This is a genomic window from Halorhodospira abdelmalekii, assembly GCF_016583625.1.
Taxonomy (GTDB): domain Bacteria; phylum Pseudomonadota; class Gammaproteobacteria; order Nitrococcales; family Halorhodospiraceae; genus Halorhodospira; species Halorhodospira abdelmalekii.
On sequence record NZ_NRRN01000021.1, the window covers coordinates 1 to 19,784 of the forward strand.

The 19,784-nt window shown below is 65.3% G+C and carries 19 protein-coding genes; 8 read left to right on the top strand and 11 right to left on the bottom strand.

Going from position 1 to position 19,784, the window contains the following annotated elements:
- The 4 genes from CKO15_RS13940 to CKO15_RS06705 form a co-directional block, all read left to right on the top strand.
- On the top strand, positions 1-265 hold a 265-nt coding region (locus CKO15_RS13940), incomplete at its 5' end, for a hypothetical protein (RefSeq protein ID WP_207123938.1).
- A 45-nt stretch (positions 266-310) separates the two neighbouring features.
- The gene (locus CKO15_RS06695) at positions 311-739 is read left to right on the top strand and encodes a CheR family methyltransferase (RefSeq protein WP_200193818.1); all 429 of its coding nucleotides are present in this window, start codon (positions 311-313) and stop codon (positions 737-739) included.
- Complete coding sequence (locus CKO15_RS06700) at positions 736-1,899, top strand: chemotaxis-specific protein-glutamate methyltransferase CheB (RefSeq protein WP_200193820.1); 1,164 nt, start codon at positions 736-738, stop codon at positions 1,897-1,899. Before CKO15_RS06695 ends, CKO15_RS06700 begins: the two co-directional genes overlap by 4 nt.
- Positions 1,900-1,977: 78 nt before the next feature.
- Positions 1,978-3,627: a methyl-accepting chemotaxis protein gene (locus tag CKO15_RS06705; RefSeq protein WP_200193822.1), complete on the top strand. Its 1,650-nt coding sequence runs from the start codon at positions 1,978-1,980 to the stop codon at positions 3,625-3,627.
- 35 nt (positions 3,628-3,662) lie between these two features.
- Here the strand turns inward: CKO15_RS06705 and CKO15_RS06710 are convergent, their stop codons facing one another.
- The 8 genes from CKO15_RS06710 to rsxA form a co-directional block, all read right to left on the bottom strand.
- Entirely contained in the window at positions 3,663-4,169 is a 507-nt protein-coding gene (locus CKO15_RS06710) for a SoxR reducing system RseC family protein (RefSeq protein WP_200193824.1), read from the bottom strand.
- On the bottom strand, positions 4,166-4,453 hold the full coding sequence (locus CKO15_RS06715; RefSeq protein WP_207123940.1) for an RnfH family protein: 288 nt from the start codon (positions 4,451-4,453) through the stop codon (positions 4,166-4,168). Before CKO15_RS06715 ends, CKO15_RS06710 begins: the two co-directional genes overlap by 4 nt.
- Positions 4,450-5,154 carry an electron transport complex subunit E gene (locus tag CKO15_RS06720; RefSeq protein WP_200193826.1) on the bottom strand — a complete coding sequence of 235 codons (705 nt, stop codon included), beginning with the start codon at positions 5,152-5,154 and terminating at the stop codon, positions 4,450-4,452. The genes CKO15_RS06715 and CKO15_RS06720 overlap by 4 nt, the downstream gene beginning before the upstream one ends.
- Positions 5,155-5,340: 186 nt before the next feature.
- Positions 5,341-6,213, bottom strand: coding sequence for an RnfABCDGE type electron transport complex subunit G (locus CKO15_RS06725; protein ID WP_242464623.1), 873 nt, complete (start codon positions 6,211-6,213; stop codon positions 5,341-5,343).
- Positions 6,210-7,292, bottom strand: a complete 1,083-nt coding sequence (locus tag CKO15_RS06730; protein ID WP_200193829.1) for an RnfABCDGE type electron transport complex subunit D — start codon at positions 7,290-7,292, stop codon at positions 6,210-6,212. The genes CKO15_RS06725 and CKO15_RS06730 overlap by 4 nt, the downstream gene beginning before the upstream one ends.
- Positions 7,289-8,764, bottom strand: a complete 1,476-nt coding sequence (gene rsxC / locus CKO15_RS06735; RefSeq protein WP_200193831.1) for an electron transport complex subunit RsxC — start codon at positions 8,762-8,764, stop codon at positions 7,289-7,291. Before rsxC ends, CKO15_RS06730 begins: the two co-directional genes overlap by 4 nt.
- Positions 8,754-9,299 (bottom strand): RnfABCDGE type electron transport complex subunit B, encoded by a 546-nt coding sequence (locus tag CKO15_RS06740; RefSeq protein ID WP_200193833.1) that lies wholly within the window; start codon positions 9,297-9,299, stop codon positions 8,754-8,756. Before CKO15_RS06740 ends, rsxC begins: the two co-directional genes overlap by 11 nt.
- A 6-nt stretch (positions 9,300-9,305) precedes the next feature.
- A complete protein-coding gene (rsxA, locus tag CKO15_RS06745) occupies positions 9,306-9,887 on the bottom strand; it encodes an electron transport complex subunit RsxA (RefSeq protein WP_200193835.1) in 582 nt (193 codons plus the stop codon).
- 413 nt (positions 9,888-10,300) lie between these two features.
- Here rsxA and nifA point away from each other — a divergent pair, with 413 nt between their 5' ends.
- Positions 10,301-11,968: a nif-specific transcriptional activator NifA gene (nifA, locus tag CKO15_RS06750; protein ID WP_200193837.1), complete on the top strand. Its 1,668-nt coding sequence runs from the start codon at positions 10,301-10,303 to the stop codon at positions 11,966-11,968.
- On the opposite strand, the gene CKO15_RS06755 is transcribed toward nifA, so the two are convergent.
- The 3 genes from CKO15_RS06755 to CKO15_RS06765 all read right to left on the bottom strand — a co-directional run bounded on the left by CKO15_RS06755 (position 11,955) and on the right by CKO15_RS06765 (position 16,934).
- A complete protein-coding gene (locus CKO15_RS06755) occupies positions 11,955-14,276 on the bottom strand; it encodes an efflux RND transporter permease subunit (RefSeq protein ID WP_200193839.1) in 2,322 nt (773 codons plus the stop codon). The genes nifA and CKO15_RS06755 overlap by 14 nt on opposite strands.
- 80 nt (positions 14,277-14,356) lie before the next feature.
- Entirely contained in the window at positions 14,357-15,919 is a 1,563-nt protein-coding gene (locus CKO15_RS06760) for a hypothetical protein (RefSeq protein WP_200193841.1), read from the bottom strand.
- Between the two features lie 28 nt (positions 15,920-15,947).
- On the bottom strand, positions 15,948-16,934 hold the full coding sequence (locus CKO15_RS06765) for an outer membrane lipoprotein-sorting protein (RefSeq protein ID WP_200193844.1): 987 nt from the start codon (positions 16,932-16,934) through the stop codon (positions 15,948-15,950).
- A 177-nt stretch (positions 16,935-17,111) separates the two neighbouring features.
- Between CKO15_RS06765 and nifB the strand changes: the two genes are divergently transcribed.
- From nifB to CKO15_RS06780, 3 genes are all read left to right on the top strand, one after another.
- The gene (nifB, locus tag CKO15_RS06770; protein ID WP_200193846.1) at positions 17,112-18,233 is read left to right on the top strand and encodes a nitrogenase cofactor biosynthesis protein NifB; all 1,122 of its coding nucleotides are present in this window, start codon (positions 17,112-17,114) and stop codon (positions 18,231-18,233) included.
- 72 nt (positions 18,234-18,305) lie between these two features.
- Positions 18,306-19,469, top strand: coding sequence for a homocitrate synthase (nifV, locus tag CKO15_RS06775; protein WP_200193901.1), 1,164 nt, complete (start codon positions 18,306-18,308; stop codon positions 19,467-19,469).
- Entirely contained in the window at positions 19,451-19,783 is a 333-nt protein-coding gene (locus CKO15_RS06780) for a nitrogenase-stabilizing/protective protein NifW (RefSeq protein WP_200193849.1), read from the top strand. The genes nifV and CKO15_RS06780 overlap by 19 nt, the downstream gene beginning before the upstream one ends.
- The last annotated feature ends 1 nt before the right edge of the window (position 19,784 follow it).

Sequence of the window (19,784 nt, forward strand, 5' to 3'; positions counted from 1 at the left end):
TCACGCTGCCGCGCTCGTCATCGCGCGGCGCGCCCTGAACCTCTCGGAGCGACCCAATCGCCGCGCCAGAACCGCCCGCCCCCTACCTGCAAGGAATCGGGGGCGGCACGTCTGGGCGTTTTGGAGACAGGTCGCCCGTGAGCAGCGACGGATGTACCGTGTCGGCGGTCGGTCAATCGACCGATCCCGCTCGCCACCGACCCCTCCGGGCACGGCGCGAGCGGCGATCCATTCGCCGGCGGTTGGCGCGATTCCAACCCGCTAATCGTAAGCAGCACTGTTCGGCTTACGTCCGTAGGAATGGTTTTCTATGGTTTTAGGAACGGTTCCGCCGCACTATCTAGCCCGTTACTGTCTGCGTGGCAAGGGGCCGCAAGCCGGCACCTTCCTGGTCGATCGGCGGCTGCGCGAGCGAGTCGACTTTCGCCAGATCAATCTCAATCGCCCGCTCCCGCAGTTGCCTACCTTTTACCTGATCATGCTGCGCAATCTGCTGATCTATTTTGATCGGACAACGCGCCAGGAGGTCGTTAGACGGGTCCTCGAGCGCCTGGAGCCGGGTGGGTATTTGATGATTGGCCACTCAGAGAGTCTGCACGAACTCGGCGTAGCCGAGTTGGTTCAACTCGCCCCGGCGATCTTCCGCAAGTCTTTGCCGGGGAGCGGTGCGGATGTGCGCTTGATCTCAGCGGACGAAGAGGATACACCCGGGCATCGCGGAAGGGAGGGGAGAGCGTGACTCAATCGAAGCCCTTGCGCGTCTTCTTGGTCGACGACTCCTCTGTCGTGCGCCAAGTGCTGAGCGGGTTGCTCGGTGGGGCTGGCGGGATTGAGGTTATTGGCAGCGCTGCCGATCCTCTCTTTGCCTTACCGAAGATGGAGCGGAACTGGCCCGATGTCATCGTGCTCGATATCGAGATGCCGCGCATGGACGGCATCACCTTCTTACGCCATATCATGAACCAGCGTCCTACACCGGTGGTGATCTGCTCGAGCCTGACCGAGCGCGACGCCGAGGTGACCGTCCAGGCACTCGCCAGTGGGGCGGTTGATGTGGTCACTAAGCCGAAGATCGGCCTTAAAGACTTTCTCCACGCCAACAGTTCGGAGATCGTGCGGGTTGTTCGGGCCGCCGGGCAGGTGCATCGCCGCGCCTTAAAGGGCGGTGCCGGGCTGGCCGGCTTAGCCGAGTCCGTGCCGACGAAGGGCGAGATTAGCCACAACGTCGCCCATAACGGTGGCCACGATGGGGTGGCGGGGGTAGCGGTGGCGAAGACGCCCGTCGCACCGCTGTCGCGAACCACCGATCAGGTGGTTGCGTGCGGCACTTCAACCGGCGGCACGCAAGCCCTGGAGGCCATTTTGACCCCTTTGCCAGAGCTCTGCCCCGGGATGGTTGTCGTGCAACACATGCCGGAGAAGTTCACCGCCGCCTTCGCCCGACGCCTCAATGGTCTCTGTCGCTGCGAGGTGCGCGAGGCGCAGGAGAACGACCGCGTGATGCCTGGACGTGTGCTGATTGCACCCGGCGGACGACACATGCTGGTGCAGCGCAGCGGCGCCCACTACCGTATCGCCCTCAGTGACGGACCGCCGGTCAACCGCCATAAACCTTCAGTCGATGTGCTCTTTCGTTCGGTCGCGAAGGTTGCCGGGCGCAACGCCGTCGGGGTGCTGATGACCGGGATGGGGGACGATGGGGCGAATGGGCTGCTGCTCATGCGTCAGGCTGGGGCGCGGACGATCGCCCAAGATCAGCAAAGCTCGGTGGTCTTTGGGATGCCACAGGAGGCGATTAAGCGCGGGGCCGCCGAACGCGTTCTCTCCCTGCGGGAGATCGCTGCCGGACTTCCCCATGGATTCCGCGAGCGCAGCGCCACCCCGGCTAGCCCGCATTGACGCTTATTGCAGGCTGAGAAATAATTGATGGGTTGAATGCCATCCTGTTTATCATTGATTTCTGTGGGGAAATGAAGCATGCAGCTATTGCGGCGGTGGCGGGTTGGGGCACGGCTGTGGGCCGTCCTGATCGCCGGCGGTATCAGTCTGGTGGTGCTGGGTACGGTCTCACTCTATACCGCCTATGGGCTGCTGCTCGAAGAGCGTCAGCGCGGAGTGGTCAACGTCGTCGAGGCCGCAGTGGGGGTGGTGGCGTACTACGGGCGCCTCGCAGCTGAGGGTGAACTAACGACTGCAGAGGCGCAGCAGCGGGCGGCGACAGCCGTCGATCAAATGCGCTATCACGAGTACGCCGACGGATCCCGTGAGTACATCTGGATCAACGACTTAGAGCCGCGTGTGATCATGCATCCCGATCCCGAATGGATCGGCCAGGTGGTCGGTGAGGTTACCGACGCGGTTGGCAATCGTTTCTTCATGGACTTTGTCGAGGTCGCAAGGGACGAGGGGGGTGGCTACGTCGAGTACTTCTTCCCGATGCCGGGCGAGGAGGAGCCTACCGCTAAGGTCTCCTACGTTGAGCTCTATGAGCCGTGGGGCTGGGTGATCGGCTCGGGGATCTATATGGAGCGTGGCCGCGGGGCGATGCTCGGTTTTGCGGCCAATTTTGCCGGCTTGGCCGCGGTGGTCTTGGCGCTGCTGGCGGCGGTGATCTTCTTGGTCGTGCGCAGTATTGTCGGGCCGCTGCGTCAGGCTAAGGAGCAGGTGGAGGCGATGACCGGTGAGACGGTCGATCTGACCCACCGGCTTACCGCCGATGGGGCCGATGAGATCGCCGATGTCGCCCGCAGTATCAATGCGCTGACGGCGACCTGCAGCCAGGCGCTGCGCAAGGCGACGGCGACCAGTGAGGAGTTGCGGCAGGCGGCCGATTCGCTGATGGAGATCACGGCCCAGGCCAGTGAGGGGATCGAGCGCCAGGCGCGTGAGACCGACGAGGTGGCAACGGCCATGAATGAGATGGTCTCCACCGTTCAGGAGGTCGCCCGCAATACCCAGGATGCGGCGGGTTCGGCCCGGCAGGCCGAGGAGGAGACCGGCAGTGGCCGACAGGCGGTGACCCGGACGATCGACGCCATTCAAGATCTTGCCAGCGAGCTTGAGCGCAGCCGTGGTGCGGTCGAGCAGCTCTCCGGCGAGTCGCAGCGCATCCGTGAGATCCTGGGCGCGATCAATGAGATCACTGAGCAGACCAATCTACTCTCGCTCAATGCGGCGATCGAGGCCGCACGAGCCGGCGACAGTGGTCGTGGCTTTGCGGTTGTCGCCGACGAAGTGCGTAAGCTCTCTTCGCGGACGCACGAGTCGACCCGTCAGATCCAAGAGATCGCTAAGAGCTTCGACGAGGGGGCGCAGCAGGCGATGGCGTTGATGGCCTCAAGCACTGAGAAGGCCAACGCCACGGTTGAGGGCTCCAGCCAAGCGGGTGACAGTCTCAACGCCATTACCCAGTCGGTCGCCAAGATCAGCGAACTCGGGACTCAAATCGCCAGTGCGGCGGAGGAGCAGGCGGCTACTGCCGAGGAGATCAATCGCAACGTCGTCAATATTCGTGACGAGGCCACCGCAACCCAGCGCGGGGTCGAGGCGGTCAGCGAGGCGGCGAAGCGCCAGCACCAATTGGTGGAGGGATTGCAGACCGAGCTCTCACGCATCCGCTACCATTAGCGGCCTTGGCCTTGGCCTTGGCCTTGGCCTTGGCCCTAGTCCTGATCTGGCAGCTGCCGGCGGATGCGAACGCGGGTCGCAGCACCGCGGCGGCGTTGCAGCACCTGGCGTGCCGCCAGCAAGCCGAAGAGCAGCCCTACGGCGGCGGCGGTCGCACTGCCCCACGGCGGGGCGGCTAAGAGCAGATCGGCAACCAGGGCGGCGCCGATCAGCGCCGCTAACGGCAACAGATAGACGAGCATGGCGCCGCTGAGTAGGGCGCCGCTGTCGATCTCCACCATCACCCGCTCGCCCTCTTTGGCGCCCTCCGGGTTATCGGCCCACAGCGTCGCCGTGCCGCGGGTGCGTTCAAGCACGCTGACACCACAGGCCATTCTCGCGGTGCAGGCCCCGCAGGCGGCTGCGCGCTGGGTCTCGACTCGGGCGCGGATGCCCTGGGTCTCGGCGATAACCGCTTCGCGCTGGAGGCAGTCGCCCCCGTCTCTGCCCCCGTCTCTGTAGTCACCCGTCGTGCCCCTGTTGTCCAAGCCCCTGTCGCTCACGACTGCTGCCCCTCGTGATCATTGCGCTCGCGCCGCGCGACCTGCTCCGGGTCGGTCGAGATCGGGCGGTAGAGCTCGACCCGGTCGCCCTCGCTGAGGATGTGATCGGCCTGAACCGGTTTGCTAAAGATGCCGATCTTCAGCCGCTCCGGGTCAGCAGCAGGAAAGCGCTGCTGCAGACCGGATTGGGCGATCGCCTGCTGCGCCGTGCTCCCTTCCGGTAGCTGCAGTGTTCGCCAGAAGTGTTCGCCGCGCTCGACGTAGGCAACCGAGACCGTAATCATGAACGTCCCCTCTCAATGATGCGCTTGCCGGCCATCAGGAACCCCAGCGCGATAAAGCCGCCTGGCGGTAGAATCATCAGCAAGAAGCCGGAGTAGTTGTCGAAGAGTGTGACTTCCAAGAAGGCGAAGCTCTCGCCGAGCATCAGCGCCGCATCCGCAAACAGCGTACCGGAACCGAGCAGCTCACGCACGCCGCCGAGCACAACCAGGATGGCGGTAAAGCCGAGTCCCATCATTAGGCCATCGAAGGCCGCTTCACCGGGCGGGCGCTTGGAGGCGAAGACCTCGGCACGCCCCAGGATGGCGCAGTTGGAGACGATCAGCGGGATAAAGAGCCCGAGGGCCTGGTAGAGCGGATTGAGGTAGGCCTCCATGGTCAGATCGACCAGGGTGACCAGGGTAGCAATCAGCAGGATAAAGACCGGGATCCGCACCGGATCGGTGATCATGCCGCGAAGCACCGAGACCAGCAGACCGCTGAGCACCATAACGGCCAAGGTAGCGACCCCCAGGCCAAGGCCGTTGGTCGCGGTCGAAGTCACCGCCAGCAAGGGGCAGAGGGCGAGGAGTTGGGCTACGACGACATTGTTGTCCCACAGGCCATCGCGGGCAATGCGACGCCAGCGCTGTCCGGTCGGTTGCTTTGGTGCCGCGCCTGCATCTGGCGCATCCGGCGAATCCTCGCGGATGGCTTCGCTCATGATTGCTCTCTCCCTCTCCCTTGCGGTCTGTTCTTGCGCCCGGTGCGCTCCCTCATTCTTGTTGCCTTCCCTTGCGCCTTCACGCCCTTGCACTGCTTGTTTCTGTTCCCGCCCTCCTGAACCGTACTTGCCCTGGTTTGGCTAGCCGGCGGCGGCTAGCGAGCGATCAATCGGGGTCCGCTGGGGTCAGTCGGCTGCGATTGCCTCCTCGTCGTCGTCCTCGTCGTCGGGCTGCGGTGTTAACAGCGCCTCCCGATGCTCCTCGAAGAGGGCCAGGCCTTCGTGCACCGCCTCAATGACAGCTCGGGCGCTGATCGTCGCTCCGGTTAGCTGATCGAACTCGCCGCCGTCTCGCTTAACGGTCCAGCGCTGAGAGGGCGGATCGCCGAGCGAGCGGCCGCGGAACATCTCGATCCAGTCGGAGCGGCGGGCCTCGATGTCATCGCCCAGCCCCGGGGTCTCGCGGTGTTCGGTGACGCGTGCAGCGATCACGCGACCATCACGGTCGATGCCGACAATGACCCCGATATCGCCGGCGTAGCCGCGACCGATGCGCTCCAGGGCGACCGCGGTGACGCGAGCGCTCGTCTTTGTGTCGGCTGCGTCGGCATCGCTGGCATCGGTGCCTGTCCCTGTGGTGGCAGCATAGGTGGCATCAGTGCCTGTCCCTGTGGCGCCTGTGGCGGATGCGGACTCGCCAGCAGGCGTCTCTTCCGTTGGGCTCTCTTCGGCCGGAGCGGCATCGGCAGCAGCAGCCGTGGCATCAGCGGCATCGGCCGCGCCGCGCGAGTCGTTGATCAGCTGCCAAGCCTTCAGCGATTTGCCGTCTTCAAGCTCGATCGTCACCGTGCGATCGAGCGGTGCCTGCGCCGGATCGTCGATCGGTAGCACCTCGGCGATGCGTTCGGCGAGGCGCTGCTGATGGGCGGCGGTGATCGCCTCGCGCGTCTGCTGATCGGCGATGACCAGGGCGGTGCTGCAGACCAAGGCCACGGTGCCGAGCAGGGTGACGTGGTAGGCGGTCCGCTGCTGATAGCTCGGGCGTTGAGGTGTGCTCATGAGCGCTCCTGCTTCTTACGCTGCGCCGACAGCGGGGTGCCGAGTCGGCTGCGACCGTAGATCCGCGGCCGCACGTAGTGATCGATCAGCGGGGTGGCGGCATTCATCAGCAAGACGGCGAAGGCCGTCGCCTCGGGGTAGCCGCCGTAGGTGCGGACCAGCCAAATGATGGCAGCACAGCCGGCGGCGAAGAGGATGCGCCCTGGGCGTGTTGCCGGCGACGTGGTCGGGTCGGTGGCGATGAAAAAGGCGGCCAGCAGGGTCGAGCCGGCAAGCAGGTGGAGACTCGGATCGGCGAAGCGCTCCGGGTCGATGGTGTGGGCCAGGGCGCTGATCGCTGCCAGTGTAGCGAGCAGGGTAATCGGGATATCCCAGCTGATCACCCGCCGCACGATCAAGTAGAGACCACCAAGGGCGAGCAGTAGCGCCGAGCTCTCGGCCAGACTCCCTGGGGCGTAACCGAGCAAGGCCAGCCACGGGTCGAAGTGCTCAGGGAGTGCTGCAGCGAGCCCGGTCCCCTCGCTCACCGCACTGCGGGTTGCATCGAGGGTGGTTGCACTGGTCACCGCATCCCAGTCGCTGTGGCCAAAGAGGGTGATGCGCATCCCCTCGAGCCAGCCGGGCGAGGCAGCGGCAGTCAGTGGCGCCGGTTCAACCCAACGGGTCATCTCGACCGGGAAGGCGACCAGGAGGGCAACGCGGGCGACCATCGCCGGGTTAAAGAGATTCTGCCCGGTGCCGCCGAAGACGCCCTTACCGACGATCACCGCGATCAGCCCGCCGCAGACCGCAATCCACCACGGCGCCCACGGCGGCAGACTCATCGCTAGGATTAATCCGGTGACCAAGGCGGAGCCATCGCGCACGCCCCCGGCAACCGGGCGGCCACTCAAGCGCAGGCAGAGCGCCTCGGCGGCGACGACGGTCGCCAGAGTGATGAGCAGCAGATTCAGCGCCGGCCAGCCGTAGAGCCAGACACCGAAGAGGGTTGCCGGTGCAGCGGCGAGCAGCACCTGCTGCATCAAGGCGGGGAGGGCCAGGGGCGCCCGTGTATGGGGTGCGGCGATAGGCTCGCTCACGTCTCGCTCTCCTCCTTCTGCTTTTGGGCAGCACGGCGCTTACGGCGCTCTGCGGCGGCCCGCTTCTTCGCCTCGGCGGCTAACCGCTGACGCTCTTGACGCTGCTCGGCTAGGCGCTTTTGCAACTCGGCGCGCTGCTTAGCAGCGGCGTTATCGGCGCGCCGCCCGCGTGCATAGTGAAAGAGCTGGACCAAGGGGCGCGATGAGGGGCAGACGTAGGCGCAAGAGCCGCACGATAGGCAGTCGCCGAGTCCCTGTTCGGCGGCGCCATCGAGGTCGTCGGCGGCGGCCCGGTTGGCGATCTCAAACGGCATCAGCCCCATCGGGCAGGCCTCGACGCAGCGCCCGCAGCGAATGCACGGCAGCCCGGCCGGTTCGCGGATCTCCGCGGCGGTTAGGGCGATGACGCCGTTGGTCCCTTTGGCCAGGGCAGCCTCAATCGGCACCACCTGGCCCATCATCGGGCCGCCGGCGAGGATGCGCGCCGGTTCGCAGTGCAGGCCGCCGGCTTGCTCGATCAGATAGGAGAATGGGGTGCCGATCGGGGCTTCGAAGTTTTGCGGTTCGCGTACCGCCCCACCGCCGACCGTAACCGGGCGGCTGATCAGCGGGATGCCGTGGCGGATGGCGCGGTGGACCGCATAGGCGGTGCCGACGTTGTGGACCACGAGGCCGATATCGGCCGCCAGTGCTCCAGCCGGCACTTCATGCCCCGTCAGGCTATAGATCAGGTGCTTCTCAGAGCCCTGCGGCCACAGGCTCGGCACCGGCAACACCTCGGCCCCGCCGCCGAGGGATTCCGCTGCCCGCTGCATGGCGAAGATCGCCTCCGGCTTATTGTCTTCGATGCCGATGGCGATGCGCTCCGCCCCGAGGGCGTGCGCCATCAAGCGGGCGCCGTCGATGATGCCGGCGGCACGCTCGCGCATCAGGCGATCGTCGCAAGTCAGATAGGGCTCGCACTCACCGCCGTTGAGGATCAACGTGTTGACGCTGCCATCGGTGCTGAGCTTGAGCGCCGATGGGAAGGCGGCACCGCCCATGCCGACAATACCGGCGGCGGCGACGCGCTCAGCGATGGTTTCTCGGTCGAGCTGTGGGACGGGCCCGGTGAGCGGCTTGGGCAGGTTCGGGTCCCAGCGCTTGTGGCCGTCCGGGGCGATCACCACGCTCTGCACCGGCAGCCCGGACGGGTGGGGGGCTGGGTGGTGATCGATGGCGATTACGGTGCCGGAGGTCGGGGCGTGGACCGCCGCTGAAATCCCGGCATCGGGGGCGCCGATCAGCTGCCCCTGAGCGACAGAATCGCCAACCGCGACCTGTGGCAGTGCCGGGGCACCGATATGCTGCGCGAGCGAGACGTAGAGACGCGGGGGTAGTGGCACCGGCTCAATCGGGCAGCCGGAGGTCGGGTGTTTGCGCGCATCGGTGCGCACCCCGCCACGGATCAGTTTCGGCTTGCTAAGTAGCATGGTCGAGGACCTCGTTCGGTCGCGGCCAGCGCCAATTGGCGAGGGTGACCGACTCTGGAACCATCTTCAGGGTGGCCGTCGGGCAGACGTCGATACAGGCGGTGCAGCCGGAGCACGCCTCCGGCAAGACGCCGTGGATCTGGTTGGGCGCACCGACGATGGCGTCGGTCGGACAGACTTTGATGCACTTCAGGCAGCCGCTGCAGAGCTCTTCGTCGACGACCTTGGCGATCAGACGCGGGCCGCAGCACTGCGCCCCGTAGGTCAGTGGTCGACCGGTAATCCGTGCCAACTCCTCAGCGAGCGCCCGCCCGCCGGGGGGGCAGAAATCGAGCGGCAGTTCACCGGCGGCGACCATGCTGGCGCCGGCGGCACAACCGGGGTAACCGCACTGCCCGCAGTTGGTGCCGGGGAGCGCACGATTGACCTCCTCCTCGATGGCGTCCGGTTCGCCCTTGAGATAGTGGTGGGCGATGGCGAGCAGCCAGCCTAGAGCGATGGCCATGAGTGTTAGAACCAGCATCGCGGCATACATCGGCGATCAACCTCCTGGCAGTCCAATCAGGCCCATAAAGGCGAGCGAGAGCAGGCCGGCGACGATGAAGGCGATCGGTGCCCCCTGAAAGGCGTCCGGGACGGCGGCACAGGCCAGCCGCTGACGCAAGCCGGCAAAGAGCACCAGTACCAGGGTGAAACCGACCGCGGCACCGAAGCCGAAGAGCACGCTCTCAAGAAAGGTGTGCGCCTCCTGGATATTGAGAAGCGCTACTCCGAGCACTGCGCAATTGGTGGTAATCAGCGGTAAAAAGACCCCGAGCACCTGGTGCAAGGTCGGGCTGAGGCGGGCGACGGCCATCTCGGTAAACTGCACGGTTCCGGCGATGACCAGAATGAAGGTCAGAATGCGGAGAAACTCAAGCTCGAAGGGGATGAGGATGGCCGTCTCGATGGCCCAGCCTGCGGCGGCGGCCAAGGTCAGCACGAAGGTCGTCGCCAGCCCCATGCCGAGCGCGGTATCGAGGCGGTTCGAGACCCCCATGAAGGGACAGAGCCCCAGAAAGAGGGTGAGGACGACGTTGTTGACCAGTGCAACCCCGATCAGGAGTAAAAGGTAGTCGGCCATGAAGTGGACTCCGCAGACTGCGTTGCCAAAGACTCTGCATCAGGTGTGCCAGCGGTTGAGTTGGCAAAGTGGCTGGGGGCCGATGCGCGGCGTGCGCTGCCGGTGGCAATGGTTTGCTACGGGTGTGCAAGAGGGTAGCGGTTGCCGCATCTACTGCACCGCTGCGGTGCGGATGCACCGCGTAGGGGCAGAGCGGAGTGGGGCGCAGCGAAGTGTTGTTGACCGGCTGTAAACCGTGTTGCAAACCGAACAGGCACTTCGTCGCGTTTGTCGCTTGCTCGACAGAGACGGAACACCTCTTGCATCGAACTGAGTGGCTGTAGGATCAGGCAAAGATATTTATTTGTGGAAACCATTGTTTTTGCTAATCGATGCCGCAGAGGGTTGCGGTCTTCGGTTCGGGGAGGGATTCAATGACCAGTCGCGAACAGGCTCGCAGCGAACTGCTAGAGAGTGAGCTTGAAGCCCTCTATCAAGTCAGCCGGGTGTTGTCGCACTCGCTCAATCTGCGCGAGACCTTGCAGGCGGTGCTGGAAGTGCTGCACGAGTGCGCTGGAATGCGCTCCGGTATGGTGGCACTGCGCGACCCAGTGCGCGGTGAGTCGATCGTGCGCGCGCTGCACGGCGGGGTGCCGGTCACTGAGGTTAGCTACCGGCCCGGCGAGGGGGTCATCGGGGCGATCCTCGCTGCCGCCGAACCGGTGGTGGTCCAGCGCATCGCCGATGAGCCCCGCTTCCTCGATCGGCTCGGGCTCTATAACCCCGATCTGCCCTTTGTCGGTGTGCCGATCAGCGGTGCCAGCCACCAAGAGGCGCCGGTCGGGGTGCTTGCCGCGCAACCGGCCGCGGCCGAGGGGGCACTGCTCGCCGAGCGTACGCGGTTTATGCAGATGGTGGCGAACCTGGTGGCCCAGACGGTGCGCTTGGCCGGGCGGGTCGGGCGCGAACAGGAGGCGATCGCTGCTGAACGCGACCGGTTGCGCCGGGAGATGCAGGGCCACTACGGTTTTGAGAACATCGTCGGCCACACCCGGGCGATGCGGCGGGTCTTCGAGCAGGTGCGTCGGGTGGCGCAGTGGAACACCACGGTGCTGCTGCGAGGGGAGTCGGGCACCGGCAAAGAGCTCATCGCCCATGCGATCCACTACAACTCACCCCGTGTCAACGCCCCCTTCGTCAAGCTCAACTGCGCAGCCCTCCCCGATAGCCTGTTGGAGAGCGAGCTCTTCGGCCATGAGAAGGGGGCCTTTACCGGCGCGGTGCAGAGCCGAGTCGGGCGTTTTGAGCAGGCCCACGGCGGTACGATCTTCCTCGATGAGATGGGCGAGATCTCGCCGGCTTTTCAGGCGAAGCTGCTGCGGGTGCTGCAGGAGGGGGAGTTGGAGCGACTCGGCAGCACCCGCACGCGGCACGTCGATGTGCGGGTGCTCGCTGCGACCAACCGCGATCTTGAGACTGCGGTGGCGGCGGGTGAGTTTCGCGAAGACCTCTACTATCGACTCAACGTCATGTCGATCCGGTTGCCGACGCTGCGCGAGCGGGTCGAGGATATCCCCGATCTGGCCCGCTTTCTGATCGATAAGATCGCCGCAGCGCAAGATCGGACGCTCGAGATCAGCGACGGGGCGCTGCGGACGCTGATGCGGCACCGCTGGCCGGGCAACGTCCGCGAGTTGGAGAACACCCTGGAGCGTGCCGCCATCATGAGCGAGGGCGGGCGGATCGATGCCGAGGCGCTGGCGTTGGCCGGCCTCTCCGCCGAGACGGCGCCAGGAGCGACGGCGCCGGCAGCAGCCGGTGGTCCCAATAGCCCGAGTCGCCTGGGCCACCCGAGCAGCCCGAATCACGCGAGTGAGCCGGGCAGCGAGTCGGAGGGGAGCGCTCAGGGTGGCCCCGATCGCACGCCTGCCGAACTTCTTCCCGATCCGCACGACCCGCACCTCGATGAGCGCGAGCGGGTCATCGCCGCCCTCGAGCGCGCCGGGTGGGTGCAGGCCAAGGCGGCGCGTATTCTAGGGATGACCCCACGGCAGGTCGCCTATCGGATCAAGACGTTGAATATCGAGGTCAAGAGCCTGTAGCGCTCGGGTGACTGCGGTGACCATGGTGGTTACGGCGCTGATGGAGCAGCGTCAGGATCGCCGGCAGGACCAGCAGATCGAAGAGCCAGGCCGCGCCAATGCCGGCGGCGGTGAGCAGCCCAAAGGTGCTCGTCGGGGTGAACCCCGAAAAAGTGAGCCAGAGCATCTGTGCGCCGAGGATCACGGTGGTGGCCGTGACCGCTCGACCGGCGCGCCGGTAGGTGTGGAGCAGGGCGCGGCCGTGGCCAAAACCGGCGCTGCGGCGGTTTAGATAGCCGTAATAGAGGTGAATGGTGTCGTCGACAGCGATGCCGAGGACGATGGCGGCGATCATCGCGGTGACCACATTGAGACTCAGACCGCCGAGGCCGAGGATCACCACCACACAGAAGACGGGGAAAAGGTTTGGCAGCATGCCGATGGCCGCGCGCTGAAAGGAGCGCCACAGCAGCGCCATCAGCAGGAAGATCAGGGCACTGGCAAGGAGTAAGCCGTACAGCTGACCGCGCATAATCCGATGCTGATTCTGGCTGAGCAGATAGGCGGTGCCGGCCAGTTGGGTCTGGTCTGGTTGCCACCCCTGCGCGGCAAGCGTCTCTTCGATCTCAGCGGCGAAGCGGTTGATCGCTTGCGAGCCGCGTATCTTGAGAGAGACGCTGATCCGGGCGATTTGAAAGTTCCGATCGACCCGATCGTAGAGATCGGCACCATCGTAGAGCAGCAGATACTGCGAAATCAGTGCACGACTATCGGGGAGGGTGCGGTAGTCGGGGTCTTCGTTGTGCAGCGCCCAGTGCAACTCCTCTAAGGTGTCGAGCATAGAGCGCGTCCGATCGACTTCGGGGCGTGCTTCGAGCCAGTCGCGCATGGCCGCGATTCGTTCGAGTTGGTCGGGCTCAACGAAGGTGTCACGCCCATCTCCGATAAAGACGATATCGACGACACTGGTGCCGTGAAAGTGCTCGGCAAATTGCTCCGTGGCTGCCACTGTCGGGTGTTCATCCGGTAGAAAGCGCAGCAGGTCGGCGTCGGCCTCAATGCGAAAAATGTGCGGTGTGCCGATCACGACGACGATCAGGGCTGCGGCGAGCGTGGTGCGTGGGTGGTGATACGCCCACAGCATCAGGCGGCAGATCGGGCGCTCGAGAAGACTGACCCCCTGTGTCGAGAGCGGCCACGATCGACGATCCCAGCGAGCGAAGATCGCCGGCAGCACCCACAGTACGGCGACGTACTGCACCAGTACCGCGGCCGCTGCGGACTGGCCAAAGACCCCCGCCGGCTGCGGGCTGATGGAGAGCGAGAGAAAGGCGGCGGCTGTAGTCAGGGCGGTGAAGAGCGCTGGACGACGGATTGCCGTGTGCGCCCGGGCGATCCGTTCCCTGCCCGTGTGGCCAAGTTGTGCCTGTCGGGTCAACGCGTTACAGAGATGGACTAACAGCGCAACCGTTAAGGCGATCACCAGCGGGATGAGGATGGCCGAAGCCATGGTGAAGGCGTGTCCGGTGGCGGCGGTAACCGCTAGGCCGCTGCCCAGCGAGGCGCTGATAACCGCCAGGGTGGCTGCTACGGCCAACCAACGGCGAAACATCCACAACATCAAACCCAGACCGGTCGCCAACGAGAGCGGGACGAAGAGCCAGACGTCCTGGATGGTGGCATCGATCTGTGCCAAGTTGATCGCGATGGTGCCGGTGAGGCTCACGCGCTCACGGGTGATGTCGCTCTCGGCGAGGGCCTCTTCGAAGGCGTCGTGCAATACCTGGCGTTGCGCGCTGCCGATGTGCTCACCGGGCTGCATCACCAGTGCCACGCGGCTGCCGTCGTGAGCGACAAGGCTGCCGGCGACCAGCGGGTTGCTCTGCAGCCGTTCAAGACGCTCAGCGTGTGTCAGTCCAGCGCGCTCGACCGGGCCGAGCAAGCGCTCGCTGCGCAGCTGGTCGTCGCGACCGCGCAGTCTCTCCGAGTGGGTTGGCGAGTAGAGGCGACTGACCAGCGGATGAGCCGCCATCGTCTCGCTAATCTGTCCTAGATCGTCGAGAAAGACGTCGCTAAGTCCCGTATCATCAAGGGCAAAGATCGCAATCAAGCTGGCGTTGCGCGGAAAGTGTTCACGCAGTTGCTGTTCGAACTCAAACGCAGGGTCGTCTTTGGGGATGAAGTCTTCAGCGCTGGTGCTCATCTCGAGTTCGGAGATCGCCCAGGTCAGTGGCACGATGGCAAGCAGCAGCAGGATTAGCAGTGCCAGTGGGGCGGGCAAGCGCAGCGCGAGCGGCAGCGAGGGGTGTGCGGGGTTGGGGCGTCTCAAGCCGAGGCTCCGATCCTTATTCTTATGTGCGCCACGCGATGGGCGGGCGTGGGCGATAGCGCCGACAACAGTCCAATAGGTCAGTGATAGTGGATACGCCAGCCGAGTAGGACCAAATCGTGATGCCGATAGTAGCCGATTGGGGTGTGGCGAGCACCGTCGAACCAGTGTACCTCAGCGAAAAACTCTTGTGCGTCGCGTCCGAGGTAGGCCACTTGCGGGTTGAGGTAGCGCTGACGCGGCTCGTAACCGAGCAGATAGCGTAAGCGGGTTCGCCAGCGTTGTCGCTGCCAGTACCGCTCCAAACCACCACTCACGGTATAGGCGTGAGCGGGGTCAAGAAGCGCTCGGTCGTCGAGGCGGTGATCGCCGGAGAGCTGCACGATTAAGCGCACCTCGGATTCGAACGGAAAGGTCTCGAAAGCGACGGCCCATTCGAAGCCGGGAACGGTCGTGTAGTCGAGCTGCGCAGTGGTTGCCGGGACGTCGCTGAGCCAAGCGGCCTCTGCGCGCCAGACCGTATCGCGCCACGTCCAGGCTAGATCGCCACCGAAGATCGTTGCGTAGGGGTAGCGGGCGCGCACCGTCAGCGGTGTTCCGCTGCCGGCGATGCGCTCCCAGAGTGCCGCTGCGCCCTCTTCGTCAATTGCCTCGCGCAGCTGCTGTGGGAGTTCGCCGCGGGTCAATGCGGTGCGCAAGTGCGGTGGCACCTCCGGGCCGAGCTCGTAGTAGGGCATGCTGCGCCGGGCGCGCTGGGCGCTCAGCGCGTAGTCGATTTGGGGGGTCGAGCCGCGCAGGCGGAGGCCGGCGCCACCGCTGCCGGAGGGGGTGTCGTCGATGATCGTGGCAATGCCGAGCCACGGAGCCAGTGCCGGGTCGAGGTCGATACCGGCGACGAGGCCACGGTGCTGGTCGACTGGATACCAGGGGTCGTCGGCTTCGGGAAGGCGTGCGGCACGAAAATAGGGTAGCCACAACCATTCGGTGTCGATGTGATCTCCGAAGTGCTCCCAGCGCAGTGCTGGGATGGGCAGTTGTTCGCTGCGGTCGCCGACCGGAAAGTGGCGCCGATCGTGTGCTGCCAAGCGGTTGGTGGGCGGGCGGTAGTCCATCTGTCCCCAGCGGACGCGCTGAGCGCCGAGAGTGATCCGCTGCTTGGCGGTGCGATACCGCACAAAACTCTCATCGTAGTCGCCCGAGGCCTCCCAATCGTTGCTGCGCTCACTACCGTGTTGGCGCTCGGCGTAGAGGCGCAGGCCGAGGTGCAGATCCCAGTCTGGGTGGGGTAGCCACTCGATGTGGGTGGTGAAGTCGAGTAGTGCGGCGCGCTCGGCTGGTCGCTCGGCATCGATCCACTGTAGTCCTTCACTCCGTACTACCGTCGATGCAAGTTGGGGCAGGTTCTGGGGGGCGTGAGCACTGCTGGCACTGCCATGAACCGCGCTAGGGACGGTTGCATCCAGGGGCCGTTCGATGGCGAAAGAAGAGGGGCTACAAAGGGATAGCAGGCACGCCGACAAGCTTAGCAGGGACGAATGGCGCCATGGGGCGGTTCGTGTCGCAGCCGATGATCGGTGCGCGCAGCCACATCGCAGCGGTTCGACGGCGGAGGCGGCTAAGCCGGCGTTCGAGTCGGCGCTCATGGTGTTCGTGGGTGGAGCTCGGCCTTGCTCAGGGGCGGAAGGGGCGCTCAACCATAGGATCCTCTAAGGCGCGTCGGGTAAAGAGACGATCGGGGATGGTCTCTTCGTAGCGAGTGCTGAGGTTGAGCAGACGGGTCTGGTGACCCGACTCCAGGTCTTCCATCACCGTTTCGGTGATCGTCCAGTAGCCCTCGATCTTCTCCACAGCAAGAACTTGGTAGCGTTTGAATGGTGTGTCGGCCGGTGTCGATCCGGTTCCTCCGGTTGGCGCAAAGTAGTCGACGCGCAGCGGTATGGCGCGTTCCGGATCGATCCAGATTAAGCGCTTGGCGTAGACCGAAGAGTGGGGGTCGTGTGGAATGCTGGAAACGATCTCGGTCTCAATCCCATTAAGGGAGGCTGTACCTTGCCAAATGTGGTCATCCATTTCGGCTGCGCGATCTCGCAAGTCCTCATAGAAGAAATCGGACCCGGCGAAACGAGCTCCGCGCTGACCGCTGGGAATACGCCGGGTCATATTGCGCGCTGGCAAATAGACCCACTGTTCGCTGTTTGCCGTGCCCTCGCCGATGGTCAGTAGACCCATGCCGGCGATATCGGCCGGGGCGCTAAAGCGAATCAGCGAGGCTGCGGTCTGGTCGGCTGAGCCAGCGCTGCGGCGAAAGGAGTAGAGTTCGCGGACCCTCGGGTCGCGCCCCGGTTCAAGCAGTTCCATGCGATGGTGGATTACCCTGCGCTCCCCGCGTGGGCGCTGTTCGACCGCCTCAGCAAGGGCGCTGCCGCGTTCGCGGGCACTGACCGACGCCTCTTCGGCCGCGGCGATCGGCGTCGCTGCCAGCGCGGTCAGCCACGCCACGGGCAGCAGCAGGGTGAGTAGCAGCCATCGAGCTGATAGCAGCCGCATGTCCATTCGCTGGGGTCGATGCTCATGGCGCAGCGGTTGTGTGCGCTTAACGGCGCTCGCACCAAGCTGGAAGAGGGGAGAGCGGAGGCGGTAGGAGTCGGGGTGCGGCATGGTGATGAATCCTACATGCGGGCCGGAGTCGGTGTTTCGTAGCCGACAGCCAGGGTTTGATTGGGGGCGTAAGTGAGCCTTTCGAGCATACAAATTCAATCGATTAGGGCAGTAACTTAGGTTTCGGCATGGACCTTGCTAAAGATAGCACAAGATGTCAAAGGAGGTTTGTGCCCCATGTCTTCCAGCGCCTCGCCCTGCAGTGGCCCACGCGACGGGACCGGACGGTTGCCGGCAGCGATTCGGGAAAAGGTCCGCAACCACCCCTGTTATTCGGAGTCGGCGCACCACCATTTCGCCCGCATGCACGTCCCGGTGGCCCCCGCCTGTAATATTCAGTGCCACTACTGTAACCGCAAATTCGACTGCTGTAACGAGTCCCGCCCCGGGGTGGTCTCGCAGTTGCTCAAGCCAGAGCAGGCGGTTGAAAAGGTGGCGGTGGTGGCCGCCCGTATCCCCGAGTTGGCGGTCGTCGGCATTGCTGGCCCCGGCGACCCGTTGGCCAATCCCCGGCGCACCTTGGCAACCTGCCGGATGGTCCGTGACCGCTTCCCGCAGCTGCGCCTCTGTCTATCGACCAACGGGTTGCGGGTGCTGGAGCATGTAGAGGCGATTCGCGAGTTGGGCATCGATCACGTCACGATCACAATCAACGCGATCGATGCCGAGATCGGGGCGCAGATCCATCCGTGGATCTTCACCGACCATCGGCGCATCCACGGTGTCGCCGGTGCACAGCTGCTGATCGAGCGGCAGCTGGCGGCGGTCGCGGCACTCGCCGAGCGCGGCGTCCTGGTCAAGATCAACTCGGTACTGATCCCGGAGATCAATGCCGAGCACTTGCCGCAAGTCAGTCGCGCGGTGCACCAACGTGGGGCGTTTCTGCACAACATCATGCCGTTGATCGCCGAGCCGGAGCACGGCACCCACTTCGGATTGACCGGCGAGCGTGTGCCAACGACTGCTGAGCTGCAGGCGGTGCAGACGCAGTGTGCCGGCGATATGGCGCAGATGCGCCACTGCCGGCAGTGTCGGGCTGACGCCATCGGTTTTCTCGGCGACGACGCCTCAGAGGCCTCGGAGTCGTCAGCAGCGGAGTCGTCGGCGGGGGCATTAGCAGGCTCAGCGACGGGCTCGGCGGGCGATGTTTACGCCATGCTCGCCGCCGGACAGCGGCGGACCGAGGCGCTGCGCCAGGCCGAGGCGGCGGCCCTAGAGGCGGTTGCTGCGACGCCTGCATCGACACCGACACCGACACCGACATCGGCGAAGGCCGCGACTGCGGCGCTGGAGGAGTAGGCGATGGGCGCTGCCGGTACGGGTGTAAGGGCAGATTCGGCTACGCGCGCCGGTACGGGCACGGGTGCAGAGATGGGTCCGGGGGTGATTGTCATCGATGACACCACCCTGCGCGACGGTGAGCAGTCGGCTGGCGTCGCCTTCACTCGCGCGGAGAAGGTGGCGATCGCCTCGGCCCTTGATGCCATTGGCGTGCCCGAGCTGGAGGTCGGCATCCCGGCGATGGGGGCCGAGGAGCGCGCCGATATCCGTGCCGTCGCCGCCGCCGGTTTGCGGGCCCGGTTGCTGGTCTGGGGGCGGATGCGGGCGGAGGATGTCGCCGCCTGCGCCGAACTGGCCGACGCCGGTATTTGGGGGGTCGACCTGTCGATCCCGCTCTCCGATCAACAGATTGAGCACAAGCTGGGGCGCAGCCGGAAGTGGGTGCTGGCCGAGATCGAGCGCCGGGTTATCGAGGCGCGCGCCCTCGGGTGGGCGGTCTGCGTCGGGGGCGAGGATGCAACCCGCGCCGATCCGAGCTTTCTCCTTGAGGTCGCCTCCTGTGTCGAGGCGGCGGGGGCGCGGCGGCTGCGCATCGCCGATACGGTCGGCATCGGGGAGCCGTTTGCGATGCGCACGCTCTTTGAGCGGCTGCGGATGGCGAGCCCGACGCTGGAGCTCGAGGTGCACGCCCACGACGACTTCGGCTTGGCGACCGCCAATACCCTCGCTGCAGTCCTCGGCGGTGCCAGCCACGTCAATACTACCGTTTGCGGTCTTGGGGAGCGCGCCGGCAACGCCGCCCTGGAAGAGGTCGTCTGCGGCTTGGCGCGCCTGCTAGGACGCCCCTGCGGGGTCGATCTAGCCGGTTTGACCGGGGTTGCGGCGCTGGTTGAAGCCGCCTCGGGGCGCCCGGTGCCGTGGGGGAAGAGCATCATCGGGGCGGGGGTCTTTTGCCACGAGTCGGGGATCCACGTCGACGGTCTTTTGAAGGATCAGCGCAACTATCAGGGCATCGACCCGGGAGAACTCGGGCGTGCCCACGAGCTGGTGCTCGGTAAACACTCCGGTACGCGCGGCATCATGCGCGCGTGCCGCGCCGCCGGCCTGGCGCTGACCCGCGAGCAGGCGCGTGCGCTGTTGCCGACACTGCGGCGCTGGAGCATCGAACACAAACGAGCCCCCTCGGCACAAGAGCTGCGAGGGTTGGCACAGGTGGCAATGGGTGGGGGTGGCACATGTGGCAAGAGATCCTAGAGCAAGCGGTCCCCGATCTAAGCAGTGCCGAGGCCTTTTTGGAAGGATTAGAGGTGCCCTACGACCCGGCGCTGGTGCGGGTCTATCGGCTCCACATCTTACGGCGCTTTCACGACTATCTCGGAGAGGTGGCACCGGCGGCGGAGCCGGAGGCGGCACTGCGGCAGGCGGCCGACCTGCTACAACGCGCCCACGACGATTTTATCGGCTCCGATGCGCGGACCGAAAAGGCACTGGGTGTCTACCAGCGCAGTGGCGCTGCCGATCGCCACACGGTCGCGACGATCCCGCTCGATCAGATCCGCCGCCAATAGG